Source organism: Pseudomonas sp. HS-18 (genome assembly GCF_020401845.1).
Lineage (GTDB): Bacteria > Pseudomonadota > Gammaproteobacteria > Pseudomonadales > Pseudomonadaceae > Pseudomonas > Pseudomonas nitroreducens.
Window position 1 is genome coordinate 3,467,759 of sequence record NZ_CP084413.1, and the last position, 15,051, is coordinate 3,482,809.

Genomic DNA, 15,051 nt, shown 5'->3' on the forward strand with positions numbered 1-15,051 from the left:
TCGACGACGCCGTGTCGTCTTATGCCGGCGACGGGGCCGAAGTCGATTGACCGCCGCCGATGGAAAAACCCGAGTGCAGGCTCAGCACCTGCGCACGGATCTTCAGCCGGGTGGCGATCTCCTCGATGTCGTCTTCCACCAGCGGACGGACGATGGATGGGTTCGACGGGTTGGGCATCATCTGCACGCAGCCCATCATCTCGTCCATCAGCGGCTCAGCCTGCTGGAAGGGGATCATCGCGATGGCGTTCATGCCCATGCGGACGATGCCGGCGAAGCCGAGATCGGTGATACCTTCGGGAAGTTCGACGCCCGACTGAGCCATGGACAGGAAGGCACGCATGGCCCACTTCTCGGCCTGGGATGCCGGCATCTCGGTGATGACGAACACCTTGCCCTGGTCGCGACCGGTGTCGGATACACGGAATTGAGCAGTCTTGCGAGCCATCAGACGTTCTCCGCGATTACGCGCTCCCAGGTGATGATGAACGGCACCGGCTGCAGGGTGCGGCGGTTGCCCGGGAACGGGTTGCCGCTGACGAGCACGCCGTTCTGCAGCGAATACTTGCGACCGATCGCCGGCAGGATGACGGTGCCGTTGCAGCGGTATACCTCGCGCGCGGTGCGCTGGGCCAACTGCCAGTTCTCGAAAATGATCAGGGATGGCGAGTCGGGCATGATCGTGATGGTCATGCGAGTCGGGTTGAAGATGAAGCCGGCCGACATGTGGCCGTCCACGCCCATGACGATCTCAGCCTGCTCCACCGCATCGGCGGTGAAGGCATCGTCGGCCGCATAGCCCTGAATGCTCTGCGGCGCCGGGTACAGGTCAGTAACGGCGATGGCGAGACTGGAGTTCGCCGAAGTGATAGTTGCCATTCGGGTTGCTCCTTACTGGATTTCGATCGAGGCGAGGGTCAGGCGCTGAACGCTGCCGCCGTCGGTGTAGTACAGGGTCATGCTCGGGCTGGCACGCTCCGCGCGGATGGCGGCAGTGGCCGGAACGATCTGCAGGTAGTAACCCTTGGCCTCCAGCGCCGGACTGATGTCCGAGCCCACAGCGAACTGGATTTCAGCCTTCTGCGAGGCGGACAGTGCTACACCGGTGCGGATGGCGCCGAAGTTCACGGCAGCGGCAATCGGGTCCTGACAGGCCGCATCGATCAGGGCATAACCCTGGTTGTTGTACGGCACGGAACCGACGTTCTGCAGCAGCGTGATCATCGCCAGCTGCAGGTTGGCGTTCAGCCAGATCTGGTTCAGATAGGTATCAACCCAGTCCCATTCGCCAGAGATGGCGCCCGGGTACATGAAGTTGAAGTTCTCCTTGGCGTTCGCATAGATGCCATAGAAGTTATACCCGTTGGCTTCCAACGCCGAGGCATCGCTTGCATTGTCCGCCGAAGCGGCCAGTCCAGACTGGTTACGGAACGCCAGGGTGGCGCGGCCATTCAGGCGGCTAAAGTCCAGGGAGGCGGCGAACGCCAGCACGAAGGCGGCATGCGTCTCGTCGCCATACACCGGAATCGAGCCTACCAGTTGCTGGGTCTTCAGGTAGGCGCCCCAGGTGCTGGTGCTGCCAGACACCTTGGCATTCACATCGGTGTCCCAGCCGACGTAGGCATAGCGGTCGTTCTGGGCATTCGCCCAGTCGGAGAAGGCCTGCTTGTCTGCGAGATCAGGCTCGAAGGTACTGGTGAAGCAGCCCCAGTTCTGAGTAACAGCCACGACAGCAGGCATGGCGGTCGCCGGCGTGGATGCTTCGGCACCAACGGAGGTTACTGCACCATCCGCTGCAGTCAGCTTGAGGCTGGCCGCCAGGGTTCCGGAGGCGAAGCCTACCGACGAGGACGCGCCAGTGGTGTCCGACACGAACTCGAAAGCTGCGTGCTGGCTGTCGTAGCTCACGCTTGCGCCCAGCGAGGTGAACGCAGCCTCGATCAGCAATGCAGCATCGGAAAAGCTGGTCGCGGTGCTCAGGTTGATCGCCGAGGAGGTCTTGGCGGAACCATCCACGGAAACGGTGAGCGTGCCGGTCAGCGCCTTGAGCTGGTCCAGGGTCATGGCGGACAGGTCGCCGCCACGCAGGAAGCCAGCCACTGCCGAATCCGGATAGGCCCAGAAGTACAGCAGGCCCGGGCGCTTGGTGCAGTTGGTGTAGCCGCTGAAGTAGATGGCGGCCATCTCGGCTTCCACCGAGGCGCCACCGAAGTAGTCGATGACGTCCTGCGCAGTGGCGAACGGAACTGCTTGGCCGGTGGGCAGGTAGGCGCTGTCCGAGAGGATCAGGCCGTTGAGATCGACAGCGCTACCGGCAGCAGCCAGCACGCCAGGATTGACTTGGACAATCTGGCTGATAGGGATAGTGGGCATCAGGGTGCTCCTGGCGGAAACTTGGTATCGACCTCGGCCAGATTGATCTGCAGGGCTTCTGCAAACTGCTGGGGCGAAGTGATGGTTGGGTTGAATTGCATGTACAGCTCAAACGTCCAGCGGTCTTCGTACTGCTGCTCGCTGTTGGTCATGACGTTCTGTTTGGGATCGGTCGCGTAGAACGGCTGAAGCGGACCGGAGGCCATCAGGTCCGTGGCGTACTCGCTGCGGAACAGGGTGGCGATGATGTTCGAGTTGGCTGAGGCTTCAGCCCCGTACACATCCAGCTGGACGCGGAACTGAGTGGTGCGCGTGTCGTGCCGGGTGCCGGTGGCGCGGTCATAGTCCACGACGTTGGTGGATAGGCCGTCGATGAAGAGCGGCGTCATCATGACGAAGGAGCCCTTCGGCATGGACACCTGGTTCCCCTGGGCCTTGAAGACCTGGAAGGTCTCTCCGAGGACAGCCAGCAGGAACGACCGAAGCGCCGTGAAGAGATCGGCCTCGGTTACGTTGACAGTTGAAGGCATGCCAGAACCCTCGTCCAATCGGGCCAGAGTTCGGTGACGGCCACGACCAGCCACTCTTCCGACTTGGACGGTATCAGGATGATGTCTCCACCCTTCCCGTCGGGGCGGTTGACGCTGTACCAGTTGCCGTTGATGTAGAACGGCGCGAAGACGCCTGACATGTTCAGGCCGTCGATGTGCATCAGGTCCTTCTGGGTGAGGGCCTGGCGCTGAACCTTGATGTCGACTGGATCGCTGAAGACCGGGGTTCGCGTTCCGTCCGGATTCGTCACCCAACTACCGCTGGATGGCTTGATCTGCGCCGGAATGTTCGGGTTCACGGCCTGCGTGACGCTGTTAGCTATTCCCCGCAGGTTCATCTTTGCGGACCTCGTAGTCGACGCTGTTCAGCATGTGGGAGGTATCGATCAGCGGCTTGTCGAAGCCGGCCTTGGCTGACTTCTTGCGGGTGTTCCGAGAAAGTGGCGGGGAGGTGAACTTGCGGATTGAATCCTGAATGTCCGCCCGTACCACTTCACCAGTGAGCGCTAGAGCCTTCTCCACGCTGTTTCCGGCATGAATGAGCTTCCCAAGCCCCTTGGACCAGCGCTTCCCGTTCTCCTTGACCGCATCACGAAAGAACGGGCGTGCCGGGATGGTGATGCTGTGAGCCGCGGTCACACCGCTGAATTCCGTGGCATCTGCAGGCAGGAAGACGGCCATTCCGTCGTCGCCGATCTTGTACTTCGTTCCACCAGGGTGTTCGAAAGTGCCGCCGAATTCCTGAATCGCAGCGATGTACGCCACCGGCTTTCCATCTTCGTAGGTAGCCCCTTCCAAGAAGCCAGCTCGAAGAATCTCGCCGTCGTCCAGGCGCGAAGCCAGATCGCGGAGATAACGACTGATCCGATCGCCACCTTTCACGGCTGCCATGGGAAGCGATTCCTGTAGGTGATCTCGCTGGAGCGCCCGGGCACGTACTGCATGGTCCGGAACGGCGCAGTGGCTTGCCAGAAGGCAGCCCCATACTTCGTTTGGAGGAACCATGCGGCAGTGAACGGAACCTGCCCCATGTCGGTGCCGACGGAGACAGATCCCTCGGTGGCGTTGTTGATCCTACCCACCAGCGGAGAAGCAGCCTCGCCATTCACTCCGGAGTTGATCGCCGCGATGTGCGCCGTAAGCATCCAGAGCAACACCGTCCGAAAGCCGAGGTCTTGCACCCGGCTCTGGTCGGTGTTGTCCAGATAGATCGTCCCCTCCGAGAAGTAGGCGCTCAGCAGCGGGTCCGAAACAGTGGAGAACTCCGGATAGCGCTGCTTGAACGCCGCCGGATCGAAGACGACGACGCCCATGGCTTATTCCTCGGCTTCAGCCGGCTTCAGACCTTTGCCGGGCTTCTTGGGGTCGACGCCTTCGAAGCCATTGGCCTCTTTCTCGCGATCCGAGACAGCCTTCTCGACTTCGCGCTCGCTGCCGGCGATGAACACCAGGCCGTTGGCGACGATGGGGTTCTTCGCCTCAGCCTTCAGCCAGTTGTCCATGAAGTCCTTGTCGACATCGCGGGTGATGCCGAAGCCACCGATGATGGCGGAGCCGTTGGAGCCGTTCAGGGTGACTACCTTGCCGGCCAGTTCGGCATGGATGCCGTGCGGGAGCTTGCAGCCTACGATTACGGTTGCCATGGATTACACCCCCAGCATCTGAGCGATTGCGACCGGGCGACGGATGATGGTGCCCCAGCCGCCGGCGGACTTCTTCTGTTTGAAAGACGAGAGGCCGACCTTGACCGGGTGCGCGCGCATCTTCTCAGTGAAGGCGCAGTACGCGGTCGATTGACCTTCGATCTCATCAACGACCAGCTGAACCAGCTCACCGGAGGTAGTGCTGTACTCGACAGCGGTCTCGATGCGCAGGTTTGGGAAGTTCTTCTTCAGCTGGTCCGTGACATTGACGTTGTACTGGTTGGTCTTAGTCAGGTTGACCTCGGCCGTCGGCGACATGGTCAGCGTCATGCGCACATCGCGCTCGACCAGGCCTTTCAGCTGGGTCTGGAGTTGCTTGTACAGCACCTGGCTGATGTCGTCGTAGACCTGCTGGCCGTCCTTGTCCGCCCACAGACGGCTGGAGCTGGTGCCGGTAGCGGCCGGCTGAACCGGAGTGCTCAGGTCGGGATCGTTCAGGGCTCCGTAGTTCTCCAGACCCGACACGCCGAAGAAGTACATCTTGTTCAGCGCCTTGTTGATGGTCAGGGCGCTGGCGATGTTCAGGCGCGCGGCGTAGTCGATGCGGCCAAGGCCCATCATCTCCAGCTCACGCTCGCCCCATTGGGTGACAGTCTGGAAGTGGTAGGACTGGCGCGGCACCCAGTTGACGTTGGCCGAGGACTGGCCGGCATTGCTGAAGTCGCCGTAGGTGTCAACCTCGCCGGTGGATTCCACGACCGGGAACTGACTGGTCATGGTGGTCCAGTCACCCTTCTTGGCTTCGCCGAAGATCTGGGCGGCCTTCATCGGAGTGACCAGCACCTGGATCAGTTCCGGGTCCAGGTAGTTCGCCAGGTATGCCGGGATGCCGGCGTTGCTGACGGTCACCAGACCCGGCTGGGCGTCCATGGCCATGTCGAAGTTGGTGCGGACACCGTCGGCCAGGTAGGCGCGCACGGGTTCCATGAAGTGAACGCCGTAATCGGCGCCCAGCTTGTGCAGATCAGAACGGATATCCATGGTCAGAGTACCCAGCTGGAGATTTTGATCAGTTCATTGGCAGCGGCAGCGCTGGCAACGGACCATTTGGTTTCGGTGAAGCCCGCGACAGTCGCGCCCGTGGCGCCCGTGGCGACCTCGCCGGTGGTGTTCGAGGCAAAGACCTTCTGGCCGACAGTGGCGATAGTGGTAGTGCGCGCCCAGAAGTCGCCCTGGTTGTGCACGGTGACGCCATAGCCTTCCGGGATCACCATGGTGGCCTCGCTGAGCAGAGCGAAGTTCAACGCCTGATGATCGCGATGGATAAAGCCGCTCGGGGCGCCGGCGCCTGCATTGGAAACGGTATCGCCGTCCACCCAGGCGAAGCGGCCGACGGTCACGCCGCCGGTATCGGCAACCATGACGCCAGCGCTCGGCAGCACAGAGGCGCGCGGGTTGGCGGAAGCGAAATCGCCCTCAACTGCGGGCGCCGGATATTGGTTCACAGTTTTTTGGAAGCCCATGGCATCACACCTTCAGTACGCGGCCAGCAGTCGGGAACCGCTTGGCGAAGTCGGAGGAATGGGCAGCGTCCATTGCGAAGCTGTCCGGTTTCTTGGAGGCGTTGCGCTCCTTGGCGAGCTTGATCAGGGCCGGGTAGGCGCTCGGGTGGATGCCCTTGTGCTCGATGCCCAGGCTGTCCATGGCGAAGCGATAGACGTCCTCGGCGCTGTCCATGGCGGCGATCTCGCCAACCAGCGGGCGGACATCGGCCTCAGCCTCACGCAGTGCCTTGACGGCCTGCAGGGCGTCCTTCTTGGCGTCAGCGCGGATCAGGGCGATGGTGGAAGCGTCCATTGCTTTCGGCTCGTCCTTCTCATCATCCTCATCCTCGGCTTTCTTCTCGTCGTCTTCGTCTTCCGCCTTCTTGTCCTCGTCGTCCTCGTCCTCGGCGGTGTCGGGCTTCTTGGGCTCCTCCTCCGCTTCGTCCAGGGCGAACTGGATGGACTTGGTCAGGGCAGCCACGTCGATCTTGGCTTCGGGGAATGCCTTGGCAGCGTCCTCAGCCAGTTTCTGGGCCGTGGTTGCCTTGGCGGTCAGCTTCCGGATTTCGGCCGGAGCGCTGTCCTGAGCCAGCTGCGGCAGCAGGACGGCATGAAGGGCCGCACGTGCAGCGGCGGCTTTGCTCAGTTTCATAGGGATAAGTTCCTCGGGTAGTGAGTCGCTGACGAGGACGTCAGCACCGGCACGGCCAACAGGGACCAGTGCCACGTGATTGCCCACGATCTCGGTCATGCGACCGTCGTAAGGCACGCCCTCGGGAGAAACGCCGGGCGTCATGTCCGCGACGTAGCGATACGCCGAGGACAGTTCTCGTTGTTCGTTGGTCTGCACCCCGGCGATTGCGGAGGCATCCCAGATGACCAGGCTGTTGCGGAGGAAGGGATCGGCGAACTCGGCATTGCTGCCAGTGGCGCCAACCACGAACTCCTTCTGCGGGTCTTGCGCGCTGACGGCGATATGCCGGCTCAGCAGCGGGATGTTGTTGAAGGTGGCCACGCCCTTCGCCAGTTCACCCGGGTCGCGGTAGAGCTGGTAGAGGCGTTCGGGCTCAAGGCCCATCGCCTCGCCTCCAGGAATCTCCCGACCGAAGTACGGGCAGACGTTCGCCTTGCTGATCGGGCTGACCTCGACGTGCAGGCGGCCGTCGGCGTCGATCCGGCGCACCGTGGCGCGATCGAATGCCAGGCCATCAATGCGCATGGTCATGAATCCTTATCGTGAATGCCCAGGCAGGAACCCAGATGGGTTTCCCGTACAGATGGCGGGCACAGTTAATGACGACGAGCAGAGGCCATGCCCCTCGGCGGAGCTTCGCCGAGACGGTCAGGGTTGCAGTTGCCATGGGTAGCCCTCAGTCGAAACCGGGGATCACAGGCTTCCAGCCGCACCGGCAGTTGATCTTCTCGCCCGGCATGATCCATTCGCCGTCGATGTACATGCCCTTGGCGAGCTCGAACTGCTTTCCGTCGGCCTCCACGTGGGACTTGCGCGGCTCAGCGCCGGCGTGCGAGTGACGCCAGATGCCGTGCGTGACGCCCAGCGACTGCTGCCGGGCCGACGTCATCACCGACGTGGCCTTGTTGTTCTGGTCCCGTGCGATGAGTGCGGCCCGGCGCTTCGTGACGCCGTAGCGTGACTGCAGGTCCTGCGTCAGCGTGGCGAGGTCGCGCCCGCGCTGCACCGACTGCATCACCATCGTCTCGACCTGGGTCAGGTACTGCTCGGGGATGCTGCGGATCAGGTTGACATTCTCGTTGATCACGCCCTGATAGGCCGTGCGCATGGGCTCCGTCATCTTGAACTGGACGGTAAAGCCCATGTCCTTCAGTGCCGACGCGAGCGAGACATCGGAGGCGTTCAGCGACTTGTCGGCGAACCGCTTGGCCAGCTTATCGGCCATCACGTCGAAGTGACGCTCCCAGCGCTGGGTCAGGCGGCGCATCGCATCGCGCATCACCGTCGCTGGGTTGGCGTCCTGGGCGAATGGCGTGTCGCGGTAAGCAGCCTTCAGCCAGTAGACGACCGAGTTCTGCATGTCGTCGATGGATTCGTCGAGCTGCTTCTGGTACCAAGCGCGGATGCCGGCGTTAGGACGTACCTGCCTCAGGGTCTGGGGCGCCTTCTTCCGGCTCTTCTTCCGCGTCGAAGTCATCGCTCAGTTCCAAAGCGTGGTAAGGGCTCGTCGGATCGCTGGCCAGCCGCTCACGTACTTCCGAGCCATCGAGAATGCTGGCGTTGACGTAGACCGCATCCATGTCTGCGTCCGACTTACGGATTTCAGCCAACTCCTTCGCGCTCATCTCGTACAGCGGAACGAACTCGAATGTGATGTCCGGGTCGATCTCGCCAAACTCGGACAGCTGGATGATATCCAGCACCTTCTTCAGGTTGTCCTGGTAGATCGACTCTTGCTGCCCCCGCACGTAGTCGTAGAAGACGCGAATCTCGCCATCGCTGGAGGCGTTCAGGCCGCTAGGGGTGATGCCGAGCAGCACCACCAAGGGGATGCTGGACACCGATGCCATCTGCTCCTGCGCTTGCGCCTGGAGCTCATGGACACCAGAAAGCGGCGTGTTGATCTGATCGATCTCCTCCGAATCCTTGTCGATCGCCATCGCGCCGCGGTTGTCGCGGACACGGTTGAACAGGTCGATACGGTCGAAGAGATCAGTCGAAGATGCCCCGCCGTAGATGGTGGTCTGCATGTTCGTCTTGAGGATCGTCAGACTGAAGCTGTGGATCAGGTCGCCCACACTGTTGCGGGTGCGCAGCCAGTTGTTCACGTAGGGCTCGGCAATTTGACTCAGCGACAGACCACCGAAGTTGTAGGCGGCTTTGAGCAGGTCCGGGTTCTCGCGGCTGACGAACATCAGCAGGCGCGAGGCATGGACCGTCTGGCCCATCACGAACCATTCCTGCGGCTTGTAGTAGTCCGCCTTCAGGGGATTGGTGCTCTGGTAGACGCCTGGGTAGGTCCAGACGGCCTCTACCTTGCGGAAGGCCACCAGCGAGCCCTTGGCGATCTTCTCCTTGGCCAGGAACAGCGGCGATGCCAGCTCGTCAGGATCATCCGAAGCAAGAGTGCCGCGCGGCGCCTTCACCTCGATGTAGATCTGCCCGCGGCCAAAGTATCCATCATCCTCGGCGGCCTGCCGGAACAACTCGCGGACCTTGTAGCGCTTCAAAGCGTCGTTGAGCTGGGCCACCTTGTCCGACTTGTCGTCGTCGCCAATGGTCTTGATCTCGATCCACTTGCGCGTCATCTCCTCGGCCAGGCGCGAGACCATCTTGCGGTATTCGGCGCGCTGGGAGAGATCGGCCAGATAGGGATAGCCCGGGAACCCACCGCTGAAGCCGGTCAGGTTCAGGTAGGTGTAGGGCGTGGAGTCCATCGCCATGGCGGACTTCAGCTGCGCAGCAGGCACCACGCCGGGCGGCGGCTCATACGGAGCCAGATCGATCCGCTGCATCGCCGGGCTCGTGGTTTCCCTGGACTTGGCCAAGGTCATGGCACTGATCCGCATCCGCTCCTTCTCCGCCGGCGTGGCGACAGGCTCGGCGCGGCGGCGGAAGAGGTTGAGGATTCGTTTCATGCTCGTTTCAACAGGTCCTGGTTGATGCGCATTGGCTGCTGGCCAGGCGCAAACGCCATGACGAAGGCGTCAGCAAGGTTCGGGGACGGGATAGGGCCACCCTCACGCTTTGGATTGGCGAGGTCTTTCTTGCTCTCAACCTTCACGCGGCCGGCGTTGTCGTAGTCCTTCTTCGGCGCAGCCAGCTCATCAATCAGCTGGTCCAGGTTGGGCATGCTGCTGTCGAGGAAGATCATCTCGTCCATGTCGAACTGGTGACCGTTCTTCACGGCGTTGAAGGTGTTCTTCAGTCTGTCAGCCACCAACCACCAGGCTTGCGCCTTGATGTTGGCGAACATGTCCTTGTTCTTCGTGCCATGCGAGTAGATCGCTTCAGGCTTGAAGACGGCTCCTCCAGCGTTGAACTTCGAGTGCGATACGCTCACTCCGTCACGCCGGGCGATGTTGAGTTCGTTGAACTTGGCGCCACATCCGGCACCGACCCCGATGGAGTCGTAGGTGATTGCGGCATTGCGACGGCGAGCCTCATCCCAGACACGAGTCGCGGACTGGAGCAGCTCATCTTCACCGGCCTTCCATTGCTCAGACCATGAAGCCAAGGGCCCATGAGCAAATACCTGGGCGCACTTGTCCGCTCCACTGTCCGCCACGTCGAAGCCTAGTCGGCTTGATCCGGTAATCTGGACGCCAAGAGCCTTATGAGCATCGATGGCTGCTATCAGCCAAGAACGCTTGATGATCGCGGCATCGTCATCATCCCTGGGAATTCCAAGGTAGATGTGCCCGAAGTCGTCTTCATCTTCCAGGCGGGCGGCATCAATGATGGCTAGCGCCGTGTCGCTGAGGAATTGGTTCTCGTCGAAGTTGATCTTCCGCACGATGGTGCCGGGCGGAGGGCTCACGACAAAGCGCTTGTAGACGAAGTCAGTGGCCAGCTTCGGGTTGAATGTGATCCAGACCTGGGAGTGAGCCTTCCGAATGGTCGGCTCCAAGATCTCCCACTGCTCTTTGGTGAGGTTGTGAGCCTCTTCTATCCAGAGAACGTCTATCCCTTCGAGCGACTTTATCTCGTCAATGTGTCGCCAGAGGCCGTAGAACAGGAACTCACTACCAGTTCGGCGGTTGAGAATCTTCGTGTCGAGGATGCGGAACCGGCTATTCAGGCCAAACCGTTCGATCTGCCCCTTCAACAGGGAGTAGACCGACTCCTCGATCTTGTTCTGGAACTGGCGGGCGCACAGGAAGCGCAGCTTGTAGGTGTTCGCCAAGTAGGTGGCAAATCCCGCAGCATCCCATGACTTCGACGACATCCGGCCGCCGTAAAGAACCCTATTGCGGATCGGATTCCCGTTTTCATCCTCACGCGCCGTCCAGAAACCCCGCAGGGCCGGGTTAAGCGTTGGATGGTTCTCCATAGAAATGCCCCAGGCCCGAGGGGACCTTGTCTTCCTCTTCTGGCGCCTGGTCCATTCCGTAGGCTTGCCGCTCGAGCAGGATCAGATGCTTCAGCGTCTCAGCCAGTTCTTTCATCGTCTTGGTGCGCGATGGCAGCGATGACATCTTGCTGGCGAGCTCAAGCATCGCTGTGTCGACGTCATCGTTCTCCTTGAGCTGCTCAATCAGCTCTCGGAGGGTGCCGCGCTCTTCAGTGAGGTCTTCCAGTTCATCAAGCAGCTTGTTCGCCAACTCACGGGACCGACCAATGTCAGTCCGGTGAGCAATCCGAATGTCCGCGATGACCTTGGCGTTCGCATCAACGATTGCCCGCTCGGTTAACGCCTTTTCCGTGTTAACCGAGGTGTTAACCACCTGCGTGTTAACCAGTGAATCAGCCTTCTCCTTGATCTTTCCGGAGAGGTCTCGCGTCCATCCTTCCCGCTTTGCACGCTTATGGATGGCAACATGGGATGGCCCGCAAGCAGCTGCAATCTCACGCACCGAAAGAACACCGGCCCTGTAGAGCTGCTCAATCCGCTCCCAGTCGATTGGCTTCTTCTCAGTCATTGCTCATCTCACTTTGCGCCGGCGGTCGATACCATCCCAGGACCAGTCCTCGCGGAAGATCTGCTTCCGGCGCGCCCAGGCGTAGCTGACGATGCCGAGGTGCGTGACGACAGCCCAGGGACTGATCCAATAGCCTTTGGCCAGCTCAGTGAGCAAGCCGAAGGCTCCGATGGCAACCAGGTAGAACGACAGGCTCAGCACGGGATGCTCGAACAGGTGGACCGAGCGCAGGAATTCCAGCGCGGCGAGTACCACGAGAATGCACAGCACGGCGTCCAGGCCCATGAGGATGGTGTTCATCATGGTCATGCACCCTTGGCAGCGAGAAGGCGCTCCGCAGCCGCCTTGATGGCGGGGATGATGTTCATGGCCAGCAGGCCGATCAGGAAGGCCACGCCGTTCTTCGACTCAGCGTCGGAGGGGAGGCCGAAGTAAGCCACCACCAGTTGAGTGATGGCCATTGAGGTTACGAATCCGGTAGCCACCGCAACGAACGCCTGCCAACGGGTCAGGCCCTTCAAGGGAGCCAATGAAAGAACAGCGCCGGCAAAGCCGAATACAGCCATGCCGTACTTGGCGAGCAGCGCTCCGCCGGCAGTGGTTGTCGGCTCCATCGGTATCTCCATAAACGAAAAAGCCCCGGCGGGTGGCCAGGGCTTCGGAGTGACTTTTGTCAGGATGGGAAAATCGTATCGCCAGCCGCACAATTCTGTCAATACGTTATAACGGTGTGCTTTTACGCAGCCTCTCTCATCACCGCCAGCGTTCCCGACACCGGGATAAGCGCCTGCTTATCCAGATCATCGCAGGCGAGGAAGCAGGCATCCACGAAAGGCTCCCACTCGCGCGCCCAGTTGCGTGAGTCGATGCTCACCTCGTGGACCGCGAGCAACCATGCGCGGAATCCCTCAGGCGTCGGCATCGGATCAGGCATGGCGCTCTGCCCTCCCTGGTGCATCCGACGATAGCGCTCGAGCACTCCGGCAGCGACATAGCGGGCCTTCTCGAACTTCTTCGCGTACATCTTCTCGCCGCGGCTGTAGGCAACATCAAACACCAGAGACTCTGCCTCTTCGCGAATGCCATCGCTCGTGCCAGGCCCGTACATGTGGTGGCCGAACATCTGCAACCGCCTTGGAAGAGTAGAAATGGCTACTTGGATTGGTCCCGCCAGGGCCTGGTGTATTGCAACCTGTGTTGAGCGATCCCGCTCGGAAGTCTGCACCATGCATCCGAGATAATGCTGCTGCTCGAAAGCAAGCCATTGTCGGTCAGTCTGCGAATAAAAAGCAGAGTGCCAAGCTTCTCGCGCGCTGTTGAGCTTCATGCAGACACTCCCCTGTAGTTTTCCGTAGCGTCCAGGTAATCCCTGATCGTCTTCTGCGCCGCATCGAACCCCCTGCACACGACCGCCATGAATCCCTGTTCGTTGAGCCAGTCCAGCCACTCGGCCTGATCGGATTGAAGTGCGCCGCCCTTCTCCCGCTTCAGCTCGATGAACAGACCAGCAAAGCCATGCCGTGGTGTGAGCAGGTTGAGGTCTGGATACCCTGCCCTCACCCCCTCGGCCTTGAGCTTCGCCGCCACGATCGCATTGCGCTTACCACCATTCGGGCATGCCGCCAGGCGTCCGCGAAGGGCTGGGTACTGCATGTCGAACCACTGGATCAATGCGACCTGATCCTCGTGCTCAGACGGAATGCGTTGCTTTCTGTGCCTCGCTGGAATGGTCTCGAAGATGCTCATCGAACGGCAACTCCGTACAAGACACCAATCAGGAAAGTGACCATGGCCATGATCTGATCCTCGTGTCCGATCATCGACGCCTCCTCAAACCACGATGGCCAAGTGCTCGGACGCACGGGTGCAGGCGACGTACAGGGCACGGTTGAACTCGAAGTCGCGACGCATGCTGCAGAGGTCACCCCAGTCGACGATGACGGTGTGGAACGTGCTGCCCTGTGACTTGTGCGCAGTGATCGCATAGGCATGCCGCAGGGGTGCGAAGGCACGGCGCATTGCCCAGGTTCCACCAGAGAGTTCTTTTGCACGCTCCATCAGCTCAGCCTGCTTATGGAAGTCACGCTCCATCTCGGCTGCCTGCTTGACTTTGCGCCATTCCGTCCAACGGTCCTGGATAGTCCGCTCGACCTGAGCAGGGATGGCTGGAAACGCTGCGCGAACCATGTCTTCGTTATCCCGGCGCAAAAGCAGATGGAAATACTCGAAACCGTATAGGGTTCCTTCTGCCCTCTCGACACCTACCACCTCCAGTTCTTCGCTGGTGATGATCCTGGCGTCTTCGCCGAACGATTTGAGCTCATCATCCAGAAGGGTTGCCTTGAACTCCTCATGCGCAATGACGGCCTCGTCTGGGCTGAACTCGCAGTCGGTGTAGCCATACAGGGCCTGGTGCAGACGCATGTTGTACTGGCGCACTTGCTTGTTGGTGTAGGCCACCACGCGGCAATCGCCTCCACTCTGGAGCACCTGCAGCGCGATCTCGAACACAGCCGAGCTGCCGCCCGTGACGAAGCCGGCCTTGGATGGTCCATCCACAGGAAGCGACTGGGACAATTCAACGTAACCTGAACGGCGCTGCTCCTCGATGGCGGAGCGGATCTGCATCGACAGGCCGATGATGGGATTGTCGGCTGCCTGGCGAACGATCTCGGAGAGGCGGATATTCAGTTTGACGTCGCGGAAGACCGGCGATTCGTATTGATCTCCTACAGGGGGAAGCTGGGCAGGATCGCCGACGAAGATAACCTTGCATGTTCCGCGCATCATGATGATATGCCTGAACATCTCCTCCGAGATCATCGAGCACTCATCGACAACCACCACGGAATACTCCTTCAGTGACGGGGTTCCGTCGGGTATGCATTCCTGAGTTCCGTTCTCCAGCTCCTTCATCTTCAGACCAAGCAGAGAATGGATGGAGGCCGCGTGGACGTCATGGTTATTGATCTTCTCGCGCAGAACGGCCACGGCTTTGTTGGTAGGTGCAGCGATGGCCATCTTCATCTTGAGCGACAAGGCGCGGACCAGTTCTCCCACGACAACGGTCTTACCTACACCTGCATACCCTTCCAGGGTGGCCAGTCCGGTGTCCTTGTCCTTAACGAATCCCATGAGCAGGTCGTAGGCCGACTGCTGGTGAGGGGTGAGCTGGATAGTGCTCTTCTTGAAATCGACCAATGCGCCCATCTTCTACTCCTTAAAACAGATCATTTTTTAACCATATGACCTTTATGACCTCTATGACCGTTCATGGTCATGCGCTCAATCCCTAGTGCTGCGTGGGCTACAGGAGCTTTATGA

General features: G+C 60.7%; 20 protein-coding genes. All 20 read right to left on the reverse strand.

The window, feature by feature from the left end:
* Positions 1-19 precede the first annotated feature (19 nt).
* The 20 genes from LDJ84_RS16085 to LDJ84_RS16180 all read right to left on the reverse strand — a co-directional run bounded on the left by LDJ84_RS16085 (position 20) and on the right by LDJ84_RS16180 (position 14,937).
* On the reverse strand, positions 20-448 hold the full coding sequence (locus LDJ84_RS16085; RefSeq protein WP_226045006.1) for a hypothetical protein: 429 nt from the start codon (positions 446-448) through the stop codon (positions 20-22).
* Positions 448-879: a phage tail fiber protein gene (locus tag LDJ84_RS16090; RefSeq protein WP_226045007.1), complete on the reverse strand. Its 432-nt coding sequence runs from the start codon at positions 877-879 to the stop codon at positions 448-450. Before LDJ84_RS16090 ends, LDJ84_RS16085 begins: the two co-directional genes overlap by 1 nt.
* Positions 880-891: 12 nt before the next feature.
* Positions 892-2,373, reverse strand: coding sequence for a DUF3383 domain-containing protein (locus LDJ84_RS16095; RefSeq protein ID WP_226045008.1), 1,482 nt, complete (start codon positions 2,371-2,373; stop codon positions 892-894).
* Complete coding sequence (locus LDJ84_RS16100) at positions 2,373-2,903, reverse strand: LIC_12616 family protein (RefSeq protein ID WP_226045009.1); 531 nt, start codon at positions 2,901-2,903, stop codon at positions 2,373-2,375. The genes LDJ84_RS16095 and LDJ84_RS16100 overlap by 1 nt, the downstream gene beginning before the upstream one ends.
* Positions 2,882-3,262, reverse strand: coding sequence for a hypothetical protein (locus LDJ84_RS16105; RefSeq protein WP_226045010.1), 381 nt, complete (start codon positions 3,260-3,262; stop codon positions 2,882-2,884). Before LDJ84_RS16105 ends, LDJ84_RS16100 begins: the two co-directional genes overlap by 22 nt.
* The gene (locus LDJ84_RS16110; RefSeq protein ID WP_226045011.1) at positions 3,240-3,815 is read right to left on the reverse strand and encodes a hypothetical protein; all 576 of its coding nucleotides are present in this window, start codon (positions 3,813-3,815) and stop codon (positions 3,240-3,242) included. The genes LDJ84_RS16105 and LDJ84_RS16110 overlap by 23 nt, the downstream gene beginning before the upstream one ends.
* On the reverse strand, positions 3,803-4,237 hold the full coding sequence (locus LDJ84_RS16115) for a DUF4054 domain-containing protein (protein WP_226045012.1): 435 nt from the start codon (positions 4,235-4,237) through the stop codon (positions 3,803-3,805). The genes LDJ84_RS16110 and LDJ84_RS16115 overlap by 13 nt, the downstream gene beginning before the upstream one ends.
* Before the next feature lie 3 nt (positions 4,238-4,240).
* Positions 4,241-4,567, reverse strand: a complete 327-nt coding sequence (locus tag LDJ84_RS16120) for a hypothetical protein (RefSeq protein ID WP_226045013.1) — start codon at positions 4,565-4,567, stop codon at positions 4,241-4,243.
* 3 nt (positions 4,568-4,570) lie between these two features.
* Complete coding sequence (locus tag LDJ84_RS16125) at positions 4,571-5,608, reverse strand: DUF2184 domain-containing protein (protein WP_226045014.1); 1,038 nt, start codon at positions 5,606-5,608, stop codon at positions 4,571-4,573.
* A gap of 2 nt (positions 5,609-5,610) precedes the next feature.
* Entirely contained in the window at positions 5,611-6,090 is a 480-nt protein-coding gene (locus tag LDJ84_RS16130; RefSeq protein ID WP_226045015.1) for a hypothetical protein, read from the reverse strand.
* A 4-nt stretch (positions 6,091-6,094) separates the two neighbouring features.
* Complete coding sequence (locus LDJ84_RS16135; RefSeq protein WP_226045016.1) at positions 6,095-7,336, reverse strand: DUF2213 domain-containing protein; 1,242 nt, start codon at positions 7,334-7,336, stop codon at positions 6,095-6,097.
* A gap of 145 nt (positions 7,337-7,481) precedes the next feature.
* Entirely contained in the window at positions 7,482-8,282 is an 801-nt protein-coding gene (locus tag LDJ84_RS16140) for a phage minor head protein (protein ID WP_226045017.1), read from the reverse strand.
* Positions 8,218-9,639, reverse strand: a complete 1,422-nt coding sequence (locus tag LDJ84_RS16145) for a DUF1073 domain-containing protein (RefSeq protein ID WP_226045018.1) — start codon at positions 9,637-9,639, stop codon at positions 8,218-8,220. The genes LDJ84_RS16140 and LDJ84_RS16145 overlap by 65 nt, the downstream gene beginning before the upstream one ends.
* An 80-nt stretch (positions 9,640-9,719) precedes the next feature.
* Positions 9,720-11,138, reverse strand: a complete 1,419-nt coding sequence (locus LDJ84_RS16150) for a PBSX family phage terminase large subunit (protein ID WP_226045019.1) — start codon at positions 11,136-11,138, stop codon at positions 9,720-9,722.
* The gene (locus LDJ84_RS16155; protein WP_226045020.1) at positions 11,116-11,727 is read right to left on the reverse strand and encodes a hypothetical protein; all 612 of its coding nucleotides are present in this window, start codon (positions 11,725-11,727) and stop codon (positions 11,116-11,118) included. The genes LDJ84_RS16150 and LDJ84_RS16155 overlap by 23 nt, the downstream gene beginning before the upstream one ends.
* Positions 11,728-11,730: 3 nt before the next feature.
* Positions 11,731-12,030, reverse strand: coding sequence for a hypothetical protein (locus LDJ84_RS16160; protein WP_226045021.1), 300 nt, complete (start codon positions 12,028-12,030; stop codon positions 11,731-11,733).
* A 2-nt stretch (positions 12,031-12,032) separates the two neighbouring features.
* Positions 12,033-12,341, reverse strand: a complete 309-nt coding sequence (locus tag LDJ84_RS16165; RefSeq protein WP_226045022.1) for a peptidase M48, Ste24p — start codon at positions 12,339-12,341, stop codon at positions 12,033-12,035.
* A gap of 122 nt (positions 12,342-12,463) precedes the next feature.
* Entirely contained in the window at positions 12,464-13,054 is a 591-nt protein-coding gene (locus LDJ84_RS16170) for a hypothetical protein (RefSeq protein WP_226045023.1), read from the reverse strand.
* The gene (locus LDJ84_RS16175) at positions 13,051-13,473 is read right to left on the reverse strand and encodes a VRR-NUC domain-containing protein (RefSeq protein ID WP_226045024.1); all 423 of its coding nucleotides are present in this window, start codon (positions 13,471-13,473) and stop codon (positions 13,051-13,053) included. Before LDJ84_RS16175 ends, LDJ84_RS16170 begins: the two co-directional genes overlap by 4 nt.
* 84 nt (positions 13,474-13,557) lie before the next feature.
* Positions 13,558-14,937: an ATP-dependent DNA helicase gene (locus tag LDJ84_RS16180; RefSeq protein WP_226045025.1), complete on the reverse strand. Its 1,380-nt coding sequence runs from the start codon at positions 14,935-14,937 to the stop codon at positions 13,558-13,560.
* Between the last annotated feature and the right edge of the window lie 114 nt (positions 14,938-15,051).